Raw genomic sequence first — 21089 nt, forward strand, 5'->3', positions numbered from 1 at the left:
TTCTTCAAACACAAAGTAGACAGAGAGCCGTAGAGAGGAAACGGAGGCTCGTCAATATGTCGCTATGATCTTTGTTCATCTCACTTCTTCTGTGTTAAACTAAACCCAAAACCTGATGAAAACGCAAAAAAAACAACCGCTTCCATCGCCCGAACAGCTTCGGTTGCAGGAACAATACGCTTGTCAACGCGACTGGCTCCACTGGGGCCCTTATCTGTCCGAACGGCAGTGGGGAACCGTCCGAGAAGATTACAGTCCGAATGGAAACGCCTGGGAGTATTTCTCACACGATCATTCCCGGTCGCGGGCCTATCGCTGGGGCGAAGACGGCATTGCCGGTATTTCGGACGACAAACAACGGCTATGCTTTGCACTGGCGTTCTGGAATGGTCAAGATCCGATCCTGAAAGAGCGACTCTTTGGGCTAACGGGTAATGAGGGCAATCATGGCGAAGATGTGAAGGAACTGTACTATTATCTGGACAGCACACCCACGCACTCGTACATGAAACACCTCTACAAGTATCCACAACGGGCTTTTCCGTATGCCGACCTTGTTGAGACGAATAGTTCTCGCGACCGCAATCAGCCCGAATACGAGCTACTGGACACGGGTATTTTCGACGAAAACCGGTATTTCGACGTGTTTACCGAATACGGCAAAGCCTCCGACTGTGACATCCTGATTCGCGTTACGGCCCATAATCGCGGCCTCGACGCAGCTCCATTATACTTGTTGCCCACGCTCTGGTTTCGAAACGGCTGGTCATTTGGGCGGCTCGACAGAAAGCCCCGCATCCGGCGCGGCACAGATGGCCAAGATTTCGGTAGCGTAACCACCGAGCATCCCGAACAAGGCGATTATACACTTTACTTCGAGACACCAGACAGGGTGCTGTTTACCGAAAATGAGACCAATACGCAAGAGGTATTTGGGCGGTCCGATGGTTCGGAAGGAGAAGAGCAGCCATTCGCAAAAGATGCGTTCCATCGGACTGTTATTAGTGGAAATTTTGATGACGTAACCCAGCGAGCCGAAGGGTCGAAAGTAGCCCCGCTCTATCAGGTTACCATTCCTGCTGGTGAATCAATGACGATAAAGTTACGACTGATGCGGGGTACGAACAGTCAGCCGTTTGGTAGTGGGTTTGATAACCTTTTTGCTCAACGTATTGCCGAAGCCGAACAGTTTTATGCCGACATTCAGTCGCCGGCAGCCGATGCTGAAACGAAACAGATTCAGCGACAGGCATTTGCGGGCTTGCTCTGGTCGAAGCAGTTTTATCATATCGATATGCCACAGTGGCTCGACGGCGATCCTGGCCAGCCAGCCCTTCCTGCCGAACGCAAAAACGGGCGCAATCACCAGTGGCGAACGCTCAATAACGAAGACATCATTTCGATGCCCGACAAATGGGAGTACCCCTGGTATGCAGCCTGGGATTTGGCCTTCCATTGCGTACCGCTGGCAAGACTTGATCCGCAATTCGCTAAAAATCAACTGATATTGTTTTTGCGCGAGTGGTACATGCATCCCAACGGCCAACTACCCGCCTACGAATGGGCTTTTGGCGATGTAAATCCGCCAGTTCATGCATGGTCATGTCTGGCAGTTTACAAGCTCGATGCCGAACGGACAGGCGTTGGGGACGTCGATTTTCTGAAGCGCGTATTTCAGAAGCTGCTACTCAATTTTACATGGTGGGTCAACCGCAAGGATGCGAAAGGTAACAACGTATTCGCAGGGGGATTTCTAGGACTGGACAACATCGGTGTATTTGACCGCAGCAACCAGATCCCCGGTGGGGGACTACTCGAACAGGCCGACGGCACAAGCTGGATGGCCATGTACTGTCTGAATATGCTGGAAATGGCACTCGAAATCGCCAAAACTGACTTAACGTACGAAGACGTAGCGACGAAGTTTTTTGAGCATTTTGTGTATATCGCCGAATCGCTGAACCGCATGGGCGAAGACTGGGACGGCTCCTGGGACGAAAACGAAGGTTTCTTCTACGATATTCTGGAATTGCCAGGCGGGCAGTACATCCCACTAAAAATCAGGTCATTGGTGGGCCTATCGACGCTGTTTGCCGTGTTGAAGATCCCGAAAAGCATTTATGCCAAACTGCCCGATTTCACCAAACGAATGCGCTGGTTTCAACAGTACCAGAAGCAGGGTAAAATGTATGCAGTGGTGGATGACATTACCGAAAACGAAGATCTACTGCTATCGCTGATTCCGCCAGCTCGGTTGGAGCGACTGCTTCATGCCATGCTCGACGAACGGGAGTTCCTGGCTCCGGGTGGCATTCGGTCCATCTCAAAAATCCACGAACACGGTTACTCGGTTGATATTGCCGGGCAGGAATTTGGCCTTCGTTACGAACCCGGCGAATCGTCGAGCGGCCTTTTTGGCGGCAACTCCAACTGGAGAGGGCCCATCTGGATGCCAATGAATTACCTGCTGATTTGCGCCCTCCGCACTTACAACAGCTACTACGGCGATCAGGTAAAGGTTGAGTTTCCAACTGGATCGGGCCACCCCATCACACTGGGCGAAGCGGCTTCGATGCTGGCCCAACGATTAGTCGGAATTTTTCAACCCGATGCCAATGGTCATCGGCCCGTCAATGGCCAGGAGAGCCGCTACGCTACCGATCCGCATTTCAAAGACCTCGTGTTATTCTACGAATATTTTCACGGCGATAATTCGCAAGGTGTGGGTGCCAGCCATCAAACCGGCTGGACAGGCGTAGTAGCGGATTTGATTGGTTCATAGCCTTTACACCAAAAACCCCCTTGCTCATGCAATCCTTCATAACCAGTACTTTTGATGACCTTGCCCAGCGCGAGTGGCTAATTACCAATGGACTGGGGGGCTACTCCAGCAGTACATTATCGGGGGCTAATTCCCGGCGGTATCATGGGTTACTGGTTGCCGCCCAAAATCCGCCCACCGACCGGCAGGTGCTGGTCTCCAAAGTAGAAGAAACGCTGTTGACAGAGCAGGGCGCAGTTGCTTTGTCGAGCAATCGCTATGGCGAATTTGTTCATCCGCAGGGCTGGCAGTATCTGGTTTCCTTCGAGCGGTTGCCATTGCCGACCTGGGTATATCAGGCAGGTGAGTATAGCATTGCCAAAACCGTGTTTATGGTACAAACAGCCAATACAACGATAGTGGTTTATCGTAACCTTGGCAAAAAAGCCGTTACGCTTCAGTTGATGCCCTTGTTCGTTCATCGCGATTACCATAGCCTGTTTCACCAGAGTGATTACGCTAATTTCTACATTGCTCAGACTATCCCCTATCTGAAAATCTATGCGCATTATGGTGCAGAGCCTCTGTATTGGGCGTTTTCATCAGGAGCATTTACCGAAAATCGGGCCTGGTATAATCGGTTGACGTACCGGCAGGAACAAGAGCGCGGGCTGGATTTTATCGAAGATGCCTACGCAATTGGCCATTTAGAGACCTGCTTAGAGCCGGGCGAGGAGTGTTTTCTGACCTTTTCAACTGACGAGAAACTCCTGATCCCGGACCCCGCCGACCTACGAACCTCAGAAATCAAGCGAACCGAAGAGCTACGCAAAAGCCAGACTGACCCATTTATGAAGGATTTGGTCATTGCAGCCAATCAGTTCATCGTACGGCGACAATCCACCGGAACGCCGACTGCGCCAAGTGAGACGATTATTGCGGGCTATCACTGGTTTACCGATTGGGGGCGCGACACCATGATCGCGCTACGTGGTCTGTGTATTTCGCTGGGCCATCAGCAAACGACGCAACGGATTCTTGCAACTTTTTTTCGGTACCTGGACGACGGTATGCTGCCCAATCGATTCCCCGATAACCGCCACGACCCGATCGAATACAATACAATCGACGCGACCCTCTGGCTGTTTGTCGCACTCTATGAATACCATCAACGGTTCAATGATCTGGCGTTTGTCGAACAGCATTTCGAGAAGTTGATAACCATTCTGGACGCGCACAAAGGCGGCACTCGCTACGGTATCCACGTTACCGATGAAGGACTGCTTTACGGTGGCAAAGGCACCGCTCAACTGACGTGGATGGATGCCCGTGTGGGCGATTATGTTGTAACGCCCCGCCACGGTTGTCCGGTCGAGATCAATGCCCTTTGGTATAACGCCCTGAAAATCACGATTTATTTCGCGAAACAACTAGGTCGTAAACCCGATTTATATGCCCTCATGCTCCGGCGGTTTGAGGAGAGTTTCCGGCCTGCCTTCTGGAACGAAAAAGGGTACCTGAACGACGTAGTGATTCCCGGTGGATCGCCAGACAGCAGCATTCGACCCAATCAGATTTACGCGCTCAGTTTGCCATTCCCGTTACTGAATAAAGCCGACCAACAGCAAATTCTGGCAACGGTTGATGAGCATCTATACACGCCATACGGCCTTCGTACAATTGCCCCGAGCGATCCAGCCTTCGCGGCTGTATATGGCGGAGATCAGTGGCTGCGGGATACGGCTTACCACCAGGGAACGGTCTGGCCGTTTTTGCTGGGCGATTACTGGCCTGCGTATTTCCGCGTTCATGGCGACTCGGCAAAAACCCGGAAACGGATGTATACCGACTTGGCTACGCTCAAACAGCATTTTTACGAGCACGACTGCCTATTCGGTATCTCCGAGATTTTCGACGGCTTACACCCGAAACAAGGTCGGGGAACCGCAAATCAAGCCTGGTCGGTCGGGGCCATTATCAAACTGCTAGCAGATTATCCGGCGCAGTAAATGAATAGCACTATGCTCGAAACATTTCGCAAAAACTGGTCGCTGTGGCAACTCTCGTCAACTGAGCACAGATGATACCCCAACCAAACAACCTGTTAGTTAACTATTAATCAAAATCTTATGAAAACAATTCTCGTTACCGGCGCTTCGGGCAATCTCGGCAAAGACGTTGTTGAACACCTTCATCAGCAGGGATACCACGTACTGGCTACATTTAGCTCCGACCGCGACATCAAGCTTTTTAACCATCTGCCGAACGTTTGGTCGTTTGTGGTGAATGTGTTGGATGAAACCAGTGTAACGGTTTTTATGGCTGATATTGCCCATACAGATTTGCGGGCGGCTGTGTTGCTTGTCGGCTCGTTTGCGATAGGGACGATGCAGAAAACCGATACTCAGTTGTTGCAAAAAATGATTGACCTTAATTTTATGTCGGCCTTCAATCTGGTCAAGCCGCTAATGACTCGATTCGAGCAGCAGGGCGATGGACAATTTATTTTGATTGGTGCGCGACCCACGTTGAACGCCACCGAAGGCAGGGGCGTATTTGCCTATGCCCTCAGCAAGGCACTAATTTTTGAACTTGCCAAACTCATCAATGCCGAAGGCAAGTCGCACCACACTACGGCAACGGTGGTTGTCCCAAGTACGATTGATACGCCTGCTAACCGGTCGGCCATGCCCGATGCGAACCCGGAGCATTGGGTGCCGACCGAAAAAATAGCGGATTTAATTTCGTTTTTAGTGAGCGATACGGGCCGCATGACCCGCGAAACCGTCGTAAAACTCTATAACCGGGCCTAACTGATGATTGATACTTTGATCAAAATGTTTTACGGCTACTGGCTCCTGGGAGCCGTGTTTGGACTGTACTTCGTGGGCTGGGGAGCCGCCCGACTTGACGAAGAAGCGAAAACGATGACCCCGGCTGTTCGGCTATTGCTGCTACCCGGTTCGATAACGCTCTGGCCTTTACTCGTGTGGAAGTTAGTGCAACCTCATTCTCCATCCCGAACTGATTCTAAACCTTTATTGCCATGACCCCAACACTTCGCCAGACACACCGCGTCGCCTGGCTATTACTCGCCATAATCCTGCCAATGGGTTTCGTAGCGGCACTACAGTTGAAACCCGACTCAATCGTATGGGAACAACCGATTAGCCTGCCTTTGGCGGCTCCGCTTCCTGTGCTGGTGAAGTCGGTTGAAAATACTGGCTTGCAGGCCAATCTGCGCCGGGAAGGACAATCGACCGATCGGCAACTCGAAATCATTGTTCGACAATCACTGGAAGTCCCTTCAGTGGTCGTTCGGGTTGTTAGTAGAACAAACGAGCTGGCAATTGGTACGCTTGATGTTGCAGGCGTATACCACTTTATGTTACCTGATTCGACCGATCACCCAACTATAATCCTTGTGGATGAGGTGAACCATGTTGTTCTTCAAACCATTCATTTTTAAACAATTATGGCGCTGCACTACCAAGCTGTTTCCTGGAATCGCCAGAAAACTCTGTACGACTGGGCTATTGCGGGTTTCGTAGGCCTTTATCTACTCATTTTCTGCGGCTTACAGGCAATCCTATTCCCCGACGTTACTGCCGAAACGGTCATCATTCGAGCGACGAGTACGCTGGCCTTTCTGATGCTACACGTCATCCTGATGATCGGGCCACTCTGTCGGCTCAATCCGCGATTTCTGCCTCTGCTCTATAACCGTCGGCATTTGGGCGTATCTATGTTTTTGATATCGGCGGTGCATAGCGTGTTCAGCCTCCTTCAGTTTCATTCGCGGGGGAACGTTGGCATGCTAAAGTCGCTGTTCACATCGGAACCCGATTATCGTCACTTCTCTCAATTTCCGTTTCAGACACTGGGCTTTTTTGCCCTGCTCATTCTGCTGGTGATGGCGGCTACGAGCCACGATTTCTGGCTAAAAAACCTGACACCCCGTCTCTGGAAAACGCTGCATATGGGCGTCTATGTGGTTTACGGCCTTATTGTCATGCATGTACTTTTGGGTGTGTTACAACAGGAAACCTCATCACTGTATGTTATTCTACTTGCGTGTGGCGTAGTGACGATAGTAGGCTTGCATCTGGCAGCCGCGTTTGTCAGCCATCAACCCAATCAACCTGCACCAAAAACCGGAACTGATGGCTTTGTGTCGGTTTGTGACGTAAATGATATCCATGAAAATCGGGCCAAAACAATGCTGATTAACGGCCAGAACATTGCCATTTTTCGATACGATGGCAAGGTGTCGGCGGTGAACAATCAGTGTAGGCACCAGAACGGCCCATTGGGTGAAGGGAAAATCATTGATGGCTGTATCACCTGCCCGTGGCATGGCTATCAGTATCAACCGCAAAATGGACAGTCGCCCCCGCCATTTACCGAAAAAGTAGAGACCTATGCGGTGAAATGTATTGGCACAACCATTTGGGTTAATCCAACGCCCAGTCTCCCCGGAACACCCCAGACAACTGCGTTTTTTTAATGGATAAGACAGTCAGATCATTCGCTCTTTAGTTTAGATGAAAACAGAAATTGATTTTTATATCGGCTGGCAAGCCAAAGCCCCACTCCCGTTCCGAAGAGCGGTTCGACGAGCCATAATTACGATGGCTGTGACTGTGCCTATACTGGCAGGGTTGCTCGTATGGAAACAACGCGGCTTTTCGGGGGGCGTATTCGAGTACGGCAAATTGACTATTCTCGAAGGTGAGTTGATCCGGACACCGGTACCATTTCTTCGAATTCCGGTTAAGCAGACCGTTGGAAATGTCCCTCTTTTCGAGCGAATACTGCTCATTGGCTACAACAAACGCGGGGCTGATTCAACCCTGAATCAATGGGAAGCAAAACGTGGCACATTGGCAAATAAAACGCTGACTGTACGAGGAACGCTTATTTACCACGACGGCAAAGCAGCGCTCGAATTGACTGAAGAAAACGACGCGTTGCTACGTGTGTCAGCCTTAAAAGAATCTGATGTACCAACGCATAATATGGCCCGATTTCAGCTCTCGCCCTCGGCAAGCCCAGTCAATCTTGGCATGGTAACACTTTCTGGCGAAATTACTGACCCGAAATGTATGCTTGGCGTGATGAAACCGGGTGAGGGTCGGCCGCACCGTTCATGTGCGGTACGCTGCATTGCAGGTGGAATACCACCACTGTTGTCTGTACGTAATGGTACGGATCATGCTAACTATTACCTCATTGTCGAACCAGACGGCCAACCCCTCAACGCGAGTATTTTGAAGGATGTAGGCCGACCAGTTCAGCTATCTGGTCGGCTCGAAAAGGCCGATAACTGGCTAATTCTTTACACCGATTCGGTACGCGCCCTGGCAAAAACCAAGCTTGATGAAGGGTCGCAAATTGCGATGTGTAGGTAATTTTTACAGGATTATTTGATTACGTTAATGCGGAAATCAAAACAAATTCTTCTGTTTATTTTGATAAAGATGGACGGTGGCATTTACACCGTTACCAGGCAAAGGAGAAAAAGGAAGTTAGCCAGATTACTTTAGGTCCACAACGAAAAGTAATTTCGGTCCTGGAAGTTCTCCGCCAGGTCAATGAGCTTACAGGTTTCTTATCAGCTGTCCAGTATAAAGACATTACTGTCGATTCGCTTGAATCGGTAGTTACTCATTATTTCTCACCGGAATTGACACTGTAAGCCAATGCCTTGATTTTGAAACAAAGCAATCAGTTGCCCATCATTGACTTGTTCCGTTACCAATCCGAATTTATTCAAGCCGAAGCGACGGGCAAAAATTTGATGTCTCCGTTTCTTCACTGAGGGCTTCTGCTTCTTTTAAAATTTTGCGGGGCGGCCCGTGCGGAGATGGAAAGGGGATTACAATCTATTCCCATCTGGACGAAGCCGCCGGGCCGCCGGTGCGGGCAACTTATATATTCGACGGTTTTCAGTGCCGAAGAACGGGAAGCGCCATACGTGCTTGATGCTTTGGCACATGACGAAATAATTATTGATGATGCGCACTCCACCGACACACGGGTTTATCGAAGCAATCGGTAGTATAATTGGCCTTTGGGGAATATATCCCGTCCCAGATAGGCAACCATCCATAAATTACAGCTTTATTCTATTGATGCAATATCCAATTTTAAAGAACTCAGTTATCAGGTACTGCCAAACCAGAAAGTAGATTATGAACTGATTATTGAGTACTGGGACGATATTTTGAGGCTGGTTACAACGATTAAACTTGGCTATGAAAAAGCGTCCGTTTTGCTGAGACGATTAAATCGCACCGGCGACCCGGTCCTATTCCCGCCAGAATCCCTTGTACAAAGCGCTGAAAGAATTGGGTAAAATCTACAGAACCATTTATATACTACGGTACATCAGTGAGGAAGACCTTCGTAAATCTGTTGAGTCGGTGTTATCCAAAGTAGAGAACGCGAATCATTTTGCCAAAGCAGTGATGGTTGGAAACCCACAGGAGTTTAACTGGAGTACGCATTATGATCAGCCTACTGCAGAAGGATGTAAACGACTGATCATCAATGCGATTAACTATCGTAATTTACTATTGCTCTCTCAACAAATATGTAATTGTAAAACAGCCGAACAAAAGGAAGAATTAATAAAGGTAATTTCCCGGACATCTACACATACCTGGCATCATATTAATTTACATCGTGAATTTGATTTCAGCGAGCTACAAACCACACGTGCATTTGACATGGAAGCAATTTTGAATCTTTTTACGGGCTGAGAATTGGTTATTTGCCAACAACTCTACATCAAAGTGATTTTACGCGAGTCGCGGGGAAAATTGTACGTTTGAGCAATTGAGACCAACTTTTTAAGGATAGGAGCAGGAAAGGGAAAATCACTGCACCCGATAATATTCTTTTGACCTTGCTGAATGCTGACGTTATGATTTAGCACAAAACAAGTCCGTGGTCGAAATGACTGAAAACGTCGTGCATAATGCATTGAACAATGTCTTTGGCAACTTCCTTTTTACTTTTCAACGCAAAACTTTTCTCCGTCGCGTCCCGGTTGAGAATGGTTACCTGATTGGTTTCATGACCAAACCCGGCGCCTGGATTTTGGAGCGAGTTCAGAACGATCATATCCAGATTTTTGGAGCGCAGCTTTTTTCGGGCGTTTTCCAGCTCATTTTCAGTTTCCAGCGCAAATCCTATCGTCATCTGTCCTGGCTGTTTTCGTTTGCCCAATTCAGCTGCTATATCCACCGTCTTGACAAGTTCAATGCTGAATTCATTATCCTTTTTCTTGATTTTTTGAGACGCGACAAACTTAGGCGTATAATCTGCCACGGCTGCCGAGAGCACGGCGATGTTGCTTTCGGGGAAATGCAGGCAGCAGGCTTCATACATTTCGGCTGTGGTAGTCACCTGCACGCTGCGGATCCGCGCATTCTGAGTCGTAATATTAACAGGGCCGCTGATCAATGTTACATCCGCACCGCGGGAGCAAAATTCTTCTGCAATAGCATAGCCCATTTTGCCTGTCGAATGATTGCTAATAAAGCGCACAGGATCAATGGCTTCCCGTGTCGGCCCCGCCGTGATCATCACTTTTATGCCGGTAAAGAGGTTGATATTGGTCATAAGGTTTTCATTGATTTTAGTTTAAATGATCAGCGAAACAAACTGGCAAACGGAGAGGAAAATAAAAAGCATGCCGATTATCCGATCCATCCGGTGCCTATGCCGTGCTACGATCCTGACCAGAAAACGGCTCGCGTAGGCGAATGGTAACAATCCGGCGATAGTACCAATGGAAATGCCGATCACATAAATGATAATGAGCGAATGTTGCGATATCCCGACGATGCCTTTTCCCTGCAAAAGCGTGGTATACAAGATCCAGAAAGGAAAAGCAACTACGTTCAGGATGCTGAGCATGGTGCCCAGGTAAAATGAAGAAACCGTTTTTTGCTTGTCGGCAGAGAACTGGCCTTGTTTGAGGATATAGTAAATGCCCATTCCCAGCAAAGTGATTGTTGCAACCCCTTCGGTAACAGGCCTCAGGGCGGGGAAGTTGATGATCGTTTTGGTAAGCTGCACGGAAACGTAGCTATAAACCAGTTCCACCAGTGCGCAGGCTAATGCAAACCTGAGCGCCGAGCTCATCCCTTTTTTCAGGGAAACGTTCATAATTGTAATGTTGAGTACACCCAATGGCAAAGTTCCTAAGAAGCTCACGATCAACCCCGTGATAAAATTCAATGGCAGTGAGATCATGGGTTATGGGTTTTGAAGTTTGTCTGTTTTAATGCGTTTCAAGATTTCGCGTGCCTCTGAAAGCCGCATATAGGGCATGCCGTTTTTGTGGTTAAGAATACTGATTTCATAAAGTACTTTCCAGTGATGCAGCAATACTTTCCACCCTTCCCAAATCGAAAATGCGGGATCGTAAATGTGGGCGGGTTCGGCACCTGCACCGTTCAGTTCCATGATTTTGATGTTTTTACCCTGATAAAAATCATCGAGATTGCTGCATCTCAGATCATACCGGCCATAGTAAAACCCATCAATTCCAATGCTTATTTTATCAAAAACTGCCGTGAGTTCCGGCGTGATCAAATGGTTGGCATTGAGGAACTTCGTGCCAAGGCAATGGTTACCTATCGTGACGAGGGTCATCTTTTTACCTTTTGCTAGGACCTGACGCAATGAGTTTGCATATTTTATTTTCAGCAAATCCCATTGCAATACTGCACGGTCGTTGGCCAGGATCAGCTCTGCAAGAGTATCATGGCCGTTCCCAGTAACACTCAAAAATTCCTTTTGCACAATGGAAGATATTGTTCCGTGCCGTTGATCGGGCATGCGGTAATAGAATACACCAAACTCCAAAGGATAGTCAATATATTCCTGGATCAGGTAATCGACCGGGCTTTTCCGATGGTAGGCATATAATGCAGCCATATTTCCGATCTTTTCCACGCCCCAGCCGCGTTCCCCCGCATTGGGTTTTGCAATCACAGGGAAATTCAGGTTTGCATTAAAAAACTTGCTGATTAAAAGTGCTTCGCTGAGGCCTCGTTTAACAATCGCCGTTACCGGCTTGTAGTCATCGTCAATCAAATCCAGAATATCAATTTTCGACTCGCCCAGCATTCCTCCTGATTCAATGGAGGGATTAGAAGCGGAGAAGAAAAAGAAGGACCTTGCTTTAAGCGATAGCCAAAGCCAGTACGCAAATACAGGCATATAAACCACCGAAAAAGGCCAGTACTCCCAGCTTTTCAAACGGATCAGCCTTGCGCTTTTAGAAGGGTTAAATGTCGCAGATTTTTCGGGTATCAAATCAACTGGTATTTCAACTTCGGTTTCGACTTGGTTAATTGGATACATAGCTTTGCGACATCGTTTTATATGTTGTTTCAGAGTGAATTAGGTCTTCGTAGATCATGTCCATTTCGGTCCCGGAGCGTACCACGCTCGTTAGGCTCACGGTCTCGTAGAGATTGTCCCGCCGCATCCGGATGGCATTCTCAGGGTCGCCGTCGCCGGCAGTCAGATGAAATTTTCGGATGCTGTCCAATGAAAGTTCTTCGGTAGAAGATATCCAGCGATCGAACCAGTCCTGCCTTTTTTTGATGATCTCGGGTTTGTAAAGCGTCGCGGACGACCAGATATGCTTTTGAGAGGGATTTTTTTCTGTTACAAAAAGCTGGCTTCCGTCCCAGCGAAGGACGAGCAATTCACCAACCTCGATCAAGAGCAGCGTAAATGGTTCAAGACCGTTGAAATTGTAATTCTCGGCGAAGCTTTGCAGGGAGAAATAGTCAAAAGCGTGGAGCACAACCAGGCCGCGACTATGTTTGTAAGGAGGCCTGGGCTTATGGGACTTAAATGCACCATTGAGCAGACATACCGTGCGGGTATTGGAGCTGGCTATCCAGGTTCCCTGACCGAGCGGATCTTGCGGAAATGTTACCTCATGATCGTGGATCATGACCGGATCAGAAAGTCGGGCGATTGGGCGCGTTATTTTTTCGTCCCGGCTGGACGTGAGGATAAAACCGCTTTGGCCTGGAAGATAACTTACTGTGCACATTTTGATTTCCTTTTTTACAAAGGGTATCAAAAAGCTGTTCCAAGACGGATTTTGTGATTAACTAACTGTAAATCAAATTAATATGATCGGTTTCGCCAGATTTTCTAACAAGAAATTTTCCGATATTTCGTGAAATCTCTTTTAAAATGGAAATTGTTCCGGCCGCTTGATGCCCAGTTTACGCATCCGGGAATCCAGTGTCGTTGGTACCATATCCAGGATATGGGCAGCGCCATTGCTGCCGCTCACTTTCCAGTTGGTTTTATTCAAAACATAAATGATATGCTCGCGCTCACATTCTTCCATGGTCATCAGGTTGCCTTTCGAAGCAATGGCCGGTTTCCTGGGAGACCAGTCGTCGAGCGTCAACGTTCTCCCCGGCGACATAATGATGGATCTTTCCACGACATTTTCAAGCTCGCGGATATTGCCCGGCCAATGATAGGCAACCAGTGCGTCTATCACTTTTTGAGGTACCTGGTCAATAACTTTGCCTTGGTCTACACCGTGTTTCTGGCAAAAGTGCTTGACCAGCAGGGGTATATCTTCTTTTCGCTCCCGCAATGGAATGCTCAGTACCGGAAATACATTGAGCCGGTAGTATAGGTCTTCCCGAAAACGCCCTTCTGTAATTTCTTTTTCCAGATCACGGTTGGTGGCGGCGATGATACGGACATTTACTTTCAATGTTTTGGTGCTGCCTACGCGTTCAAATTCCCCTTCCTGCAATACGCGCAGCAACTTGGGCTGCAGTTCAATCGGCATTTCCCCGATTTCGTCCAGGAATAGGGTACCGCCGTCGGCCAGCTCAAACCGGCCGTTTTTCTGGGCAGTAGCACCGGTAAATGCCCCTTTTTCGTGCCCAAATAATTCGCTTTCGATCAGACTCGCCGGTAATGCTGCACAATTGAGCTTGATAAGCGGCAGGTTTTTGCGGTTGCTGAGGTTGTGTACGGCTCGCGCCAGCAACTCTTTTCCTGTACCCGATTCGCCGTTGATCAGCACGGTACTATTGGTGGGCGCTACTTGCCGGATTTTGTTCAGGACTTTTTCAAATATTTTGCTCTGGCTGATGATATCATCCGGGTTTTTGGACTGTTTGATCTCTTCTTTCAGGTATAGATTTTCGGCCTGTAACTGGTCTTTAAGCCCCTCCACTTCCACCAGGGCTTTGTTCAGGTCGGTCGTGCGTTCTGTAACCAGTTGTTCCAATTTTTGTCTGAGCGTGGCAAGCGCGAGGTGTGTACCAATGCGCGACAGCACTTCGTGGATTTCAAAGGGTTTGGTAATGTAATCGACTGCGCCCATGTTGAAGCCATTTACCTTGTTAACTGTCTCGGTCAATGCTGTCATAAAAATGACCGGGATACCTTGTGTTTCCGTTTTGCCCTTCAATAAGCGACAGGTTTCAAAACCACTCATGCCTGGCATCATCACGTCCAGCAGGATCAGATCGGGTAGGGCATAGGCGGCTTGTTCCAGGGCACTTTTGCCCTCAGTCGCTACCAATACTTTATAGCCGGATTTGGTTAGTACATCAAAGAGAATGCTGATGTTGTTGGGCGTGTCGTCCACGATCAGGACCGTGTTCACTACTACGCCGGGTAAATCATTTTTCATGGTGTTTAAAATTTAGAATTTGTTTATTGATGCCCCGGTGATAGCCGAGCCTAACTTACGATATTTCGGGATATTTTCGAAATACCGTAGGACAGGCAAGTTGACGCCAATCCGGGGCAGGTAGACAAATTTAAATTCGGAGGACGGTGAGGTTTTTTCATGGTAGAAATAGAACGTTATTTAACTGGGCAGATATTTGATAGGTAATTCAGATGGGACAGAAAACCCAAACACAATGCCAGGGGGAACCGGGCAATGTCCAAACTCGTGAATTGAATTGAAATGAAAGAGGCCGTTATTGTCTTGCTTTTGATTACAGGCTTACCTGCGTTTTTGTACGGATGTAACGGTCCAGGACCGGACACGATCGTTGCGCAGCGGTCACCCCTACTCTTGAAAGGGTCTTTGTTGTTTTCCAATAGGCTTATTGGCGGTCAGGTGGGGTTGGGCAGGATGCTGTCATGGAAAGAAAAACACATTTCCAAGCATTCAGGAAAGCAGAAGATTACCAGTAAACAGACGGTTCTGTACGGAAACATGGTGTATTATGATCACCCCGGTTTGCATCGGAACTGGATGCTGACGGCACAATACGATATGTACCGTTTTAATAAAAAAGGATTTTACACTGAATTTACCCCACTTTTAGGCGTTAGCAGGACATTTTTACCAGGAACAACCTACAAAGTGGATGATGCAGGAAATGTAAGCATTCTCAAGCTCGCGGGAAATTGGACATTAACAGGGGGATTTGGATTGGGTGCGGGAAAATATTTTACTAATAGCGGACCTCTAAAAACAATCTCCCTTAAACTGATTACCCAGGTATTTTATCCAAATTTTCGCTTTATCGCATTCAAACCGCATTTGGAATTGAATACTGCCTGGCAACTAAGCAAGATGCAAACGCACGTAAATAAACGAATCAAACTAAAATACAGCAATGGAAAAAAATAAGATTTTACTGCTGCTGCTTCTTTGCATCCTGGCAGCTTCGATCATTGCTTGCCAAAAGGAAGATGTTGGCTCCGGTACGGCTATTCAGGATCTGTTTTATGTTGAAAACCAAGGCGCCAAAATGCCGGTGCTGATGGAAGGGAATATAGATTCAGGGGTAATTTTATTGTGGGTTCATGGTGGCCCCGGCGGTACAGCGATTGGTTTTCAGAATGACGAATTCATATCAGCCCAGGTGGAGCCAAAGTATGCCGTTGCGTATTGGGACCAGCGTGCGGCGGGAGGCTCGCAGGGAAGCGGCAGCCCAAAACTCGATCTGAGCCAGTATGTTGAAGACCTGAAAAAAGTGGTGCTGGTTCTTAAATCCCGCTACGGCGCCAATCAAAAAATTTTCCTGCTCTCCCATAGCTGGGGAGGACTTATCGCGCCCGCTTTCTTAACCGAAGGAAATAACCAGGACATGATCGCCGGGTGGATTAACGTGGCCGGCGCGCACAATTACATCAAAAATGATTCCCTGACCAGGGACTATCTGCTGAGTTATGGCAGAGAGCAAATATTGAAAGAAAACCGGAAGGCAGACTGGCAGAAGATCGTTGATTATGCCCAGGTGCATGTGCCCGACTATACCTATGAAACTTCCATCGGATTGAACGCCTGTGCCGGTGATGCCGAAAACCTCATCAGTGATATCCATGCATCGGGAGAGGGCTTATCAAGTCTTTTGTTCCAGAAAAAAAAGGCATTCTCATTGACGTGGATGTTGTCTAACGCGGGTGCTACGTATTTTTCAGCATTGAATGACAAGATTATGTTTGCAGAATATTCCAGCAAACTCTATTTAATCAAGCTTCCGTTGATCTGTATTACAGGAGAATATGATTTTACTTGTCCGAAAGGATTGGCCGATGAGGTGATGTTAAGGGTTGCATCAACCCAAAAGAGGCTGGTGATCCTGCCGCATAGCGGCCACATCTGCATGAGTAACGAACCTGAGGCTTTTTATGCAGAGGTCAATAAGTTCGTGGAAGAAAACAGGTAATGGATCAGAAATACTGCCCGATACCGAAAACAAACCCACGTCCCAGGCCATGAATTTTCCAGCCATAATCGAGCCGGAAAATGACATCATAGGCCTTTTTATAGATTAAACGCGAGCCCAGACCGGCAAATACCAGCACATTCTCTCTTCTGGATACGTCGATCAGCATGCCTCCGGGTTTGCGCCAAGTACCCGAGTCACAGAAACCTACCGCCTGCACGCCCCAGGCCTCGTTTTCCCACACCGTTGTTCTCAGTTCAGCGTTAAGCACCACTGAGGCCGTTCCGCGATCGATCCTGTTGCCGACTCCCCGTACATTATAATAACTGTCCAGCACAAAAGGTGCAAAAAACACAGTGCTGTTTGTGGATATGCCCAGACGGTTTCTAATGGCAAGGTTGCTTCTGTAAGGCAGCATTTTGAAAAACTTAAAGTCATTGAACAGCGATATAAAGGGTTGTTTCAGATTCACCTCGTAGGTTGCCATGGCGTTAAAAGTGTTAGCCCAGCCGTTCTGATAAAAAAGTTTGTAATCCATACGCCGTACATTATGGACGACCTTAAGGGATAGTTTGGTTTGGGTGATAAGCCCCGGCCCATCCATGTATCGTGCACGCATGGTATGCATGAATTTTTCCTTCATGACGCCAAATCCAAATTCCAGGTCGTGTTTGTTGACCGCAAATGGATAATTGAAATTCACTTCCGCGCTGTGGTTGTCATAAACGTAAAACTGGTGTCGCCCTTGTATCCTGAAAGGTTCTAAAAACGACCATTTGCGAAGTGAATAACCTACACCCCAGGATCTAAACATAAAAGGAAAGTTTTGCCTGAGATAAAAAGAATGTTTGTCATTGTACTGATAATAGGCTACTGTCTTAATACCCCGTCCAACTCCGTTTTCGTCCTTGATACCCAGTCTGAACCATTGATTGCCTTTAGTAACGCCTAGTTCTGCGACGGGAAGAAGCGAGCGGACTTCGGCAAAAGTTATGATGGTGACCGTATCGCCCGCTCGCATTGCTTTCCGATAGGTAATTTCGCTGAACAGCTGTGTATTGCGCAAGCTTTGGATGGTTTTCTCAATGCCGGTGCTATCTGTTTGGTTATACATACGTACACCAATGATCTTTTGCAGATACTCCGCTTTGGTCCTCTTCAACCCCTCGAATATAAGGGCCTGACAAAAGGCGGATACTGATGTGCAAAAAAGTAGGGGAAAGAGTAAAACTTTTAGTTTCATAGGCGAATTACCCCGCGGCGGTGTTTAAGAAGATGCTATTTCCCAACTTTCTAATCAAAACGTGTGCCAGGCTTTGAAAGAGCAGCGTTGACAGGCTTTCAAGCCAGGCAAAGACTGATATCCAGGATCAAAGGGGTGGGGTGACCCATAGATAATCAGCCGCCAGTAAATGTGCATTTAAAGGGTGGCACTTTTTCTGGCGGTACTGCGGTGTAATCTTTTATTTTAAACTAATTAAATTTGCAGCACCTACTCGTGCCCGAACCTTCAACCAACCCAAATTTATAATGTCTATCATCCTTGAAATTAAGGTCAAAATCCATCAGAAGAGCATCAAAATATTCAGGTATTTATACATCTTACTCGCTCCGATTTGATCTGTGGGCAGCATGGTGGGGATTTGAAGAAACGAAAACTAAATATTGTGGAGGGTAGTATTGCCATGTTTTACTTGACGGCCAGTAAATCGACCATTTCAATGACTGGATCTACTGCAAGCAGGTCCGGTGCATTTGCCATCAGTGCTTTGGCGATCTCGCCACCCAAATGTGCTGCCCGGGCTTCTGAGGTTTCGAACGTATCGAAGATCCCGAAAGTGGAGGGGCCTATTTGCAAGGCAAACCAGTTAATTGTCCCTGTTTCCTCCATCGCCAAAGGCAACGCGCCTGTAATAAAATCCGCGACGATTTGTTCCTTACCGGGCTTGGCTTCAAGCCTTACCAGTATTGCTAAGTTTACCATACCTGTTTTGATTAGGCTAAATTAAAATATGTTTGGTCACAGCTTTGCGAGAAGGTGTTCAATCAAGTCAAGCAGAAATCTTTATAGATTTACTGTGTTTTTGCTAGGTAAATAGAATGTAAACAATGACCATGAGCGCATCCAAAAAAATGATTGAGTCTGGAATGCCGGAGTTATATCTTCTGGACGAAGTTAGTGCTGAGGTGCGGGAGGATGTTGAGCGGATGGCGACCAAGCCTGTGCATGAATATGATAAAATGCTTGAACAGTTACGACCAACTGATGAAGTGATCGTTTGGGATATGGACAGGCTGGGGGCGTACTACGCTGGAGCTTATTGTACTAATAAAGACCTGGAATCAGAATGGTATCCTGTTCAAAAGTGCCAATCAGCCACTGATCGATACGACTACACCACATGGTGAATTTATATTTCAGTTGTTTGCAATTCTTTCTCAACATGAGCGATAACGGTTGATTCGTAGAACAAATGCAGGTCTTGAAGCAGCCAGATCGAGAAGCCGGATCGGAGGAAGGAAAAAGGGATTGAAAGTCCTTAACGAAAAAATTGCGCCCTTGGTATTAAATGCTTGTAAGGAGGGTAATTCAATTCGGAATATTATGCAGGCATTTTCTATTCCTTCGACAGCAACCGTTTATAAAATCCTGAATACAAAAACAGATCTACAATCTGAATCTCATAGTGAAACAGGCCTTCAAAAAGGTGCTGATTAAAATTATCAGTACTTCTGGAATCTTCGTTTCATCGGTAAATCAGAATGATACGTCACAGTATGTGCGCATTATTGCCTATGGAACCTCATTTTAATTTTTACTTAGCGTTACTCACATGAGCAAACTGATAAACCTAAAAACGTTCAAGGAATTTTTTCAGTCCAGCTCAACAGGCGGGATTATTCTGATTATTTGTGTTATAGCCTCCTTAATTATTGCAAACACTGGTGCAGGGAACGGATTTGAATCCTTACTTGCCAAAGAAATTGGTGGCCACATCGGAAATGTTCGCCTACGCTATCCTATCCTTCTTTGGATCAACGACGCGCTGATGGCCATTTTCTTTTTATTAGTGGGCCTTGAAATTAAACGGGAGATGGTTGAAGGGGAGCTGTCTTCATTTAAGAAAGCATCCCTTCCAATCATAGCTGCCTTAGGCGGGGTGCTTGCACCTGCCGCCATTTATTTTGCCTTCAATCAAGGTACTGAAACAGCCGGTGGTTGGGGGATACCGATGGCTACTGATATTGCATTTGCGATTGCAATCATATCCATGCTTGGTAAAAAAGTGCCTTCTTCACTTAAAATATTTCTGTCCGCGCTCGCTATAGTTGATGATCTTATGGCTATTCTGGTCATTGCGATATTTTACTCCAACGATATACATTATACGTATCTTATGTATGCCGTTGGTATCTTCATTTTCCTTTTGTTGCTCAATAAATTGGGAGTAAAAAACTTGTCTGCCTATTTGATCCCCGGGATCTTCATCTGGTATTTCGTCCATCATTCAGGTGTACACGCCACCATTGCGGGGGTTCTGACAGCTTTTGCGATCCCGACCACACCTGATTCGATCGAATCTCCACTTGAAAAACTGGAACATATTCTGGTAAACCCGGTCAATTTTGTCATTATGCCCATTTTTGCGCTGGCCAATACTAATATTCGATTAGAAGCTGGTATGGTTTCCGGTTTAACGACCGTTCTGGGGCTAGGAATCATCGCAGGCCTGGTACTGGGAAAACCTTTTGGTATCACCCTGTTTTCATGGCTGGCAGTAAAAACCCGTGTTGGCAAAATGCCAAAGCATGCCAGCTGGATGCACATAGCAGGGGTCGGCATGTTAGGAGGAATTGGATTTACTATGTCCATCTTTATTGCTCTGCTGTCATTCTCAGGAAAACAATTAATCCTTTCAGAAGCCAAATTTGCAATCCTTACTGCATCTATTATCTCAGGCATACTAGGCTACTTGTGGCTGAGCAGGACGGAGAATAATCATAAAAAACTAAAAATCAGTAAGATAGAGACTAATATTTCTCTCAAAAATTTGCCCGGTGATCAGAATTGGGAAGCGATAGAATAAATTTTAGTTCTCCGATTGGAGAACTAAAATTTAGAGGTAACTTTGCTGCCATAAATGTGAAATACATTGGAAGAACATCGAAGCAGAATTGAAACGCACGGCGTGGTGATGGAGCATATGGGGATGACGCCAGTTGCATCCCGAATATTTGTATATTTAATGTTGTGTGGTGGTGAAGGGGCTATATTTGATGATATGATTGCGTTTTTCGGTGTAAGCAAAAGTGCCGTTTCCAATGCTTTGAAGGTACTTACGGCATCCGGGATGGTGAGTTCAAAGACGATTGGCGGGCAAAGAAGGCGTTTTTTCTATGTAAACATGCGAAGCCTTTTCAATGAAAACGAAATGACTGAAAAATACAGGCAGTTTTTCAACATTCTCGATGACGTACGGCGGGCCAGAAATATTGAGGATAAATTTGACAAAGACCTGGACGATGTTTCTGTGCTCTACAAAATGCTTTTAATTGAATTTCCCATCATTCTGGACCGCTGGAGAAGAACAATTGAACTGAATTCTGTCAAAGTATAACAT

At 47.0% G+C, this 21089-nt stretch carries 21 protein-coding genes; 14 read left to right on the forward strand and 7 right to left on the reverse strand.

The window, feature by feature from the left end:
* The first annotated feature begins 115 nt into the window (after positions 1-115).
* The 8 genes from FHS68_RS07015 to FHS68_RS07050 all read left to right on the forward strand — a co-directional run bounded on the left by FHS68_RS07015 (position 116) and on the right by FHS68_RS07050 (position 9525).
* Positions 116-2782, forward strand: coding sequence for an MGH1-like glycoside hydrolase domain-containing protein (locus FHS68_RS07015; RefSeq protein WP_167268447.1), 2667 nt, complete (start codon positions 116-118; stop codon positions 2780-2782).
* A 26-nt stretch (positions 2783-2808) separates the two neighbouring features.
* Positions 2809-4770, forward strand: coding sequence for an amylo-alpha-1,6-glucosidase (locus FHS68_RS07020; RefSeq protein WP_167268448.1), 1962 nt, complete (start codon positions 2809-2811; stop codon positions 4768-4770).
* Between the two features lie 120 nt (positions 4771-4890).
* Positions 4891-5574, forward strand: a complete 684-nt coding sequence (locus FHS68_RS07025; RefSeq protein WP_167268450.1) for an SDR family NAD(P)-dependent oxidoreductase — start codon at positions 4891-4893, stop codon at positions 5572-5574.
* Between the two features lie 233 nt (positions 5575-5807).
* The gene (locus tag FHS68_RS07030; RefSeq protein ID WP_167268451.1) at positions 5808-6230 is read left to right on the forward strand and encodes a hypothetical protein; all 423 of its coding nucleotides are present in this window, start codon (positions 5808-5810) and stop codon (positions 6228-6230) included.
* Positions 6231-6236: 6 nt separating this feature from the next.
* Complete coding sequence (locus FHS68_RS07035) at positions 6237-7268, forward strand: Rieske 2Fe-2S domain-containing protein (RefSeq protein WP_167268453.1); 1032 nt, start codon at positions 6237-6239, stop codon at positions 7266-7268.
* A 124-nt stretch (positions 7269-7392) separates the two neighbouring features.
* Positions 7393-8172: a hypothetical protein gene (locus tag FHS68_RS07040; protein ID WP_229211790.1), complete on the forward strand. Its 780-nt coding sequence runs from the start codon at positions 7393-7395 to the stop codon at positions 8170-8172.
* 695 nt (positions 8173-8867) lie between these two features.
* The gene (locus FHS68_RS26730; protein WP_167268788.1) at positions 8868-9119 is read left to right on the forward strand and encodes a Tn3 family transposase; all 252 of its coding nucleotides are present in this window, start codon (positions 8868-8870) and stop codon (positions 9117-9119) included.
* A complete protein-coding gene (locus FHS68_RS07050; RefSeq protein ID WP_310588518.1) occupies positions 9052-9525 on the forward strand; it encodes a Tn3 family transposase in 474 nt (157 codons plus the stop codon). The genes FHS68_RS26730 and FHS68_RS07050 overlap by 68 nt, the downstream gene beginning before the upstream one ends.
* A gap of 169 nt (positions 9526-9694) precedes the next feature.
* Here FHS68_RS07050 and coaBC read toward each other — a convergent pair whose 3' ends face one another.
* The 5 genes from coaBC to FHS68_RS07075 form a co-directional block, all read right to left on the reverse strand.
* On the reverse strand, positions 9695-10390 hold the full coding sequence (gene coaBC / locus FHS68_RS07055; protein ID WP_167268458.1) for a bifunctional phosphopantothenoylcysteine decarboxylase/phosphopantothenate--cysteine ligase CoaBC: 696 nt from the start codon (positions 10388-10390) through the stop codon (positions 9695-9697).
* A 21-nt stretch (positions 10391-10411) separates the two neighbouring features.
* Positions 10412-11026 carry a LysE family transporter gene (locus FHS68_RS07060; RefSeq protein WP_229211791.1) on the reverse strand — a complete coding sequence of 205 codons (615 nt, stop codon included), beginning with the start codon at positions 11024-11026 and terminating at the stop codon, positions 10412-10414.
* A 3-nt stretch (positions 11027-11029) separates the two neighbouring features.
* Entirely contained in the window at positions 11030-12142 is a 1113-nt protein-coding gene (locus FHS68_RS07065) for an ATP-grasp domain-containing protein (RefSeq protein ID WP_167268460.1), read from the reverse strand.
* On the reverse strand, positions 12129-12848 hold the full coding sequence (locus FHS68_RS07070) for an NRDE family protein (protein ID WP_229211792.1): 720 nt from the start codon (positions 12846-12848) through the stop codon (positions 12129-12131). The genes FHS68_RS07065 and FHS68_RS07070 overlap by 14 nt, the downstream gene beginning before the upstream one ends.
* A gap of 141 nt (positions 12849-12989) precedes the next feature.
* Entirely contained in the window at positions 12990-14468 is a 1479-nt protein-coding gene (locus tag FHS68_RS07075; RefSeq protein WP_167268463.1) for a sigma-54-dependent transcriptional regulator, read from the reverse strand.
* A gap of 282 nt (positions 14469-14750) precedes the next feature.
* Between FHS68_RS07075 and FHS68_RS07080 the strand changes: the two genes are divergently transcribed.
* The gene (locus FHS68_RS07080) at positions 14751-15425 is read left to right on the forward strand and encodes a hypothetical protein (RefSeq protein ID WP_167268464.1); all 675 of its coding nucleotides are present in this window, start codon (positions 14751-14753) and stop codon (positions 15423-15425) included.
* Positions 15412-16467, forward strand: a complete 1056-nt coding sequence (locus FHS68_RS07085) for an alpha/beta fold hydrolase (RefSeq protein WP_167268466.1) — start codon at positions 15412-15414, stop codon at positions 16465-16467. Before FHS68_RS07080 ends, FHS68_RS07085 begins: the two co-directional genes overlap by 14 nt.
* Before the next feature lie 4 nt (positions 16468-16471).
* On the opposite strand, the gene FHS68_RS07090 is transcribed toward FHS68_RS07085, so the two are convergent.
* The gene (locus FHS68_RS07090) at positions 16472-17629 is read right to left on the reverse strand and encodes a BamA/TamA family outer membrane protein (protein WP_167268467.1); all 1158 of its coding nucleotides are present in this window, start codon (positions 17627-17629) and stop codon (positions 16472-16474) included.
* A 528-nt stretch (positions 17630-18157) separates the two neighbouring features.
* Complete coding sequence (locus FHS68_RS07095) at positions 18158-18451, reverse strand: putative quinol monooxygenase (protein ID WP_167268469.1); 294 nt, start codon at positions 18449-18451, stop codon at positions 18158-18160.
* Between the two features lie 372 nt (positions 18452-18823).
* On the opposite strand from FHS68_RS07095, the gene FHS68_RS26735 reads away from it, so the two are divergent.
* The 4 genes from FHS68_RS26735 (at position 18824) to FHS68_RS07115 (ending at position 21086) form a co-directional block, all read left to right on the forward strand.
* The gene (locus FHS68_RS26735) at positions 18824-18922 is read left to right on the forward strand and encodes a hypothetical protein (protein ID WP_374757501.1); all 99 of its coding nucleotides are present in this window, start codon (positions 18824-18826) and stop codon (positions 18920-18922) included.
* Positions 18923-18925: 3 nt separating this feature from the next.
* Complete coding sequence (locus FHS68_RS07105) at positions 18926-19186, forward strand: hypothetical protein (RefSeq protein WP_167268470.1); 261 nt, start codon at positions 18926-18928, stop codon at positions 19184-19186.
* A 115-nt stretch (positions 19187-19301) separates the two neighbouring features.
* A complete protein-coding gene (gene nhaA / locus FHS68_RS07110; protein WP_167268472.1) occupies positions 19302-20555 on the forward strand; it encodes a Na+/H+ antiporter NhaA in 1254 nt (417 codons plus the stop codon).
* Between the two features lie 66 nt (positions 20556-20621).
* On the forward strand, positions 20622-21086 hold the full coding sequence (locus FHS68_RS07115) for a GbsR/MarR family transcriptional regulator (protein ID WP_167268474.1): 465 nt from the start codon (positions 20622-20624) through the stop codon (positions 21084-21086).
* The last annotated feature ends 3 nt before the right edge of the window (positions 21087-21089 follow it).

It is taken from the genome of Dyadobacter arcticus (genome assembly GCF_011762185.1).
In the GTDB taxonomy this organism is placed as follows: domain Bacteria; phylum Bacteroidota; class Bacteroidia; order Cytophagales; family Spirosomataceae; genus Dyadobacter; species Dyadobacter arcticus.